At 61.4% G+C, this 2,941-nt stretch carries 4 protein-coding genes; 1 reads left to right on the forward strand and 3 read right to left on the reverse strand.

The features are described 5' to 3' along the window. Nucleotides 1-105 precede the first annotated feature (105 nt). Nucleotides 106-639, forward strand: coding sequence for a flavodoxin family protein (locus ACP5EL_RS10050; RefSeq protein WP_428402379.1), 534 nt, complete (start codon nt 106-108; stop codon nt 637-639). A gap of 121 nt (nt 640-760) precedes the next feature. On the opposite strand, the gene ACP5EL_RS10055 is transcribed toward ACP5EL_RS10050, so the two are convergent. From ACP5EL_RS10055 to ACP5EL_RS10065, 3 genes are all read right to left on the reverse strand, one after another. After that, a complete protein-coding gene (locus tag ACP5EL_RS10055) occupies nt 761-1,372 on the reverse strand; it encodes a superoxide dismutase (protein ID WP_428402376.1) in 612 nt (203 codons plus the stop codon). A 32-nt stretch (nt 1,373-1,404) separates the two neighbouring features. After that, nucleotides 1,405-1,704 carry a hypothetical protein gene (locus ACP5EL_RS10060; protein ID WP_428402377.1) on the reverse strand — a complete coding sequence of 100 codons (300 nt, stop codon included), beginning with the start codon at nt 1,702-1,704 and terminating at the stop codon, nt 1,405-1,407. A gap of 233 nt (nt 1,705-1,937) precedes the next feature. After that, the coding region (locus ACP5EL_RS10065) for a peroxidase family protein (protein WP_428402378.1) at nt 1,938-2,941 on the reverse strand (1,004 nt) is incomplete at its 5' end.

Below are 2,941 nucleotides of genomic sequence, written 5' to 3' on the forward strand. Positions count from 1 at the left end.
AGCGTCGGTTCAACGAAGCAGGAAACTCCGCCCTTTAGGGCGGAGAGGAAGTCACGGTTTAAGACGATGTATTTAAGGAGGGAATAAGCCACGAACGCGATAGGAATCGTAGGAAGTCCCCGGAAGGACGGCAACGTCGATAGATTGGTCCAGGTGGTATTGGACGGAGCCGAAGAGGCAGGCTACGAGATCGAAAAGTACCGCCTCAACGAGATGAACTACTCGGGCTGCCAGGGGTGCAACTACTGCAAGAGCGCCGATAATTGCAAGATCGACGACGACCTCTCGGGCCTTTTGGAGGCTATAAGGGAAGCAGACGCCGTCGTCTTCGGCTCGCCGATATACTTCTACCTATTTTCCGGTCAGTTCAAGCTGATGCAGGACCGGATGTACTCCTTCATCGACTCGGAGTTCCGCTCTCGCCTGGCTCCCGGAAAGAAGGCGGTCATCGTCACCAGCCAGGGGCATCCTGACATCTCCGCCTTCGAGAAGGCGGCCGACGAGTTCGCCGGGATTATGAAGATATTGGGATTTGAGGTGGCCGAGATAATCCGCATGGGTGGCGGGGGCGCGCCGGACGCGGTGCTGGAGAGAAAAGACCTCCTGGATAAGGCGAAGGCCACAGGAAAGGCCCTTTGAACGCTCCGCATTTCTAAGTCCGGCCGAGGCGAATAAGAGCGAAAAACGAAAAAAGAAGGTTGGCAGAGGGCGGCGGCGGGGAAACCGGCGCCCCGATAGGGGGGTGCCCAAGGCAGCCGGTTCACTTCAGCGCCGCCTCCAGCCTCTTGTTCACCTCGTCCCAGTTCACGATCTTCCAGAAGGCCTCCACGAACTTCCCCCGCTCGTTCTTGTAGTCCAGATAGTAGGCGTGCTCCCATACGTCCAGGACCATCAGAATCCGGAATGCGGGGTAGACGTTCACGTTGTGCTTCTCGATCTGCATGATCACGGGCCTTCCGATCATCCCGCACCAGGCCAGGGCCGCCCAGCCTGATCCCTCGGTGCTGGCGGCGGCGAGGGTGAACTCCTTTCTGAACCGCTCGAGGGATCCAAATTCATCCTTCAGGGCCTCGGCCAGGGCGCCTTTCGGCTCCCCGCTCTCTGCGGCCGGGGCCAGGTTCGACCAGAAGAGGCTGTGCAGGACGTGGCCGCCCGCCTGGAAGGAGAGCTCCTTCAGCGCGGCCTTCATGTCCAGCTCGGCTCCCGCCTGGCGGGCCGCCTCCAGCCTCTCCAGGACGGCGTTGGCTCCGTTGACGTAGGCGGCATGATGCTTGTCGTGGTGCAGTCGGAGCTGGCCCTCGGAGATGTGGGGCTCCAGGGCGTCGTAGCCGTAGGGCAGATCCGGCAGGGAGTAAAATCTCTTCTCAACCATGGCGATATCTCCTTGGAGTGATCTGAAGTCGCTCAGTATTTCACCGATTCGATCTTCTCCCCTCTCGGCACTATCGAATGGTCGGGGTTGCCGGAGGGCTTCATCTCCGTCCGCTTCCCCATAGCCTTGAACTTCTCCATATGCTCTCTCGCCATCTCCAATTTGTCGTCGTAGACCGTATGGACGACGTAGGCCTCTCTTCGGCCCTGGTCGTAGTAGAGATCGTGGCCGGACCACCCGTTCTTCTTCCGAATCTCCATCCTCTCGTCGAACTTCCGTCTCCAATCTGGGAAGTCCTCCACCCTGTGTCTCACAACTCCTATTCTGGCCATATTATCGCCATCGATGATTATAGATGCTGCTTTGCGAATTACTTCTCAAACAGCATCAAGATCCTTTCGTCAGGCTCGACCGGCTGGGGCTGCCGCAGCCCCGGGCCTTCTGCCGCCGATCTCGCCAGCCCCTCATCCACAGCTCTCAAGTGTTCTCCATCGTCCCCAACAGGTCGTCGGCTGACCGTTTTTGCCGCCCTCTCAGAGGCCAAGAGAAGACGTTTATGCCTCGATCAGGAGAGGTCGAATCGGTCGAGGTTCATGACCTTGTTCCAGGCCGCCACAAAGTCGTGGACGAACTTCTCCGGGGAGTCCTCAGACGCGTAGACCTCCGCCAGGGCCCGGAGCTGGGTGTTGGAGCCGAAGATCAGGTCGACCCGGGTGCCGGTCCACACGAGCTCGCCCGTAGCCCGATCCCGACCCTCGAAGACCCCATCCTCCTCCGCCGTCGGCTTCCACTCCGTCCTCATGTCCAGCAGGTTCACGAAGAAGTCATTGGTGAGCGCCTCCGGCCGCCTGGTGAAGACGCCGTGCTGGGACCCTCCGAAGTTGGCGCCCAACGCCCGCATGCCGCCAACGAGAACCGTCATCTCGGGAGCGGTCAGCGTCAGAAGCTGGGCCCGATCCACCAGCAGCTCCTCTGCCGCTACGTCATATTTGGTCTTGAGGTAGTTTCGGAACCCATCTGCAGCCGGTTCGAGGACGGCGAAGGATGCCACGTCGGTCTGCTCCTGCGACGCATCCGTCCGCCCCGGGGCGAAGGGAACGGTCACCTCGGTGCCGGCGCTCCTCGCCGCCTCCTCGACGGCGGCACATCCTCCCAGTACTATCAGGTCGGCGAGAGAAAGCCTCTTTTTCCCCGACTGGGCTTCGTTGAACTCCGTTTTGATCTTCTCCAGGGCCTCCAGCACCGTCTTCAGCTGGGCCGGCTGGTTGACCTCCCAGTCCTTCTGCGGCGCAAGGCGGATCCGCGCCCCGTTGGCGCCCCCGCGCTTGTCGGAGCCGCGGAAGGTGGACGCCGACGCCCAGGCGGTCGATACCAGCTCCGAGATCGACAGGCCCGAGGCGAGGATTCTGGCCTTGAGGTCGGCGATGTCGGCAGCATCTATCAGCTCGTGATCGACGGCTGGCACCGGGTCCTGCCAGATCAGCTCCTCTTCCGGGACCTCCGGACCGAGATAGCGCGAGCGGGGGCCCATGTCGCGGTGGGTCAGCTTGAACCAGGCCCGGGCGAAGG

The sequence above is a fragment of the Methanocrinis sp. genome, assembly GCF_049974945.1.
GTDB lineage: Archaea > Halobacteriota > Methanosarcinia > Methanotrichales > Methanotrichaceae > Methanocrinis.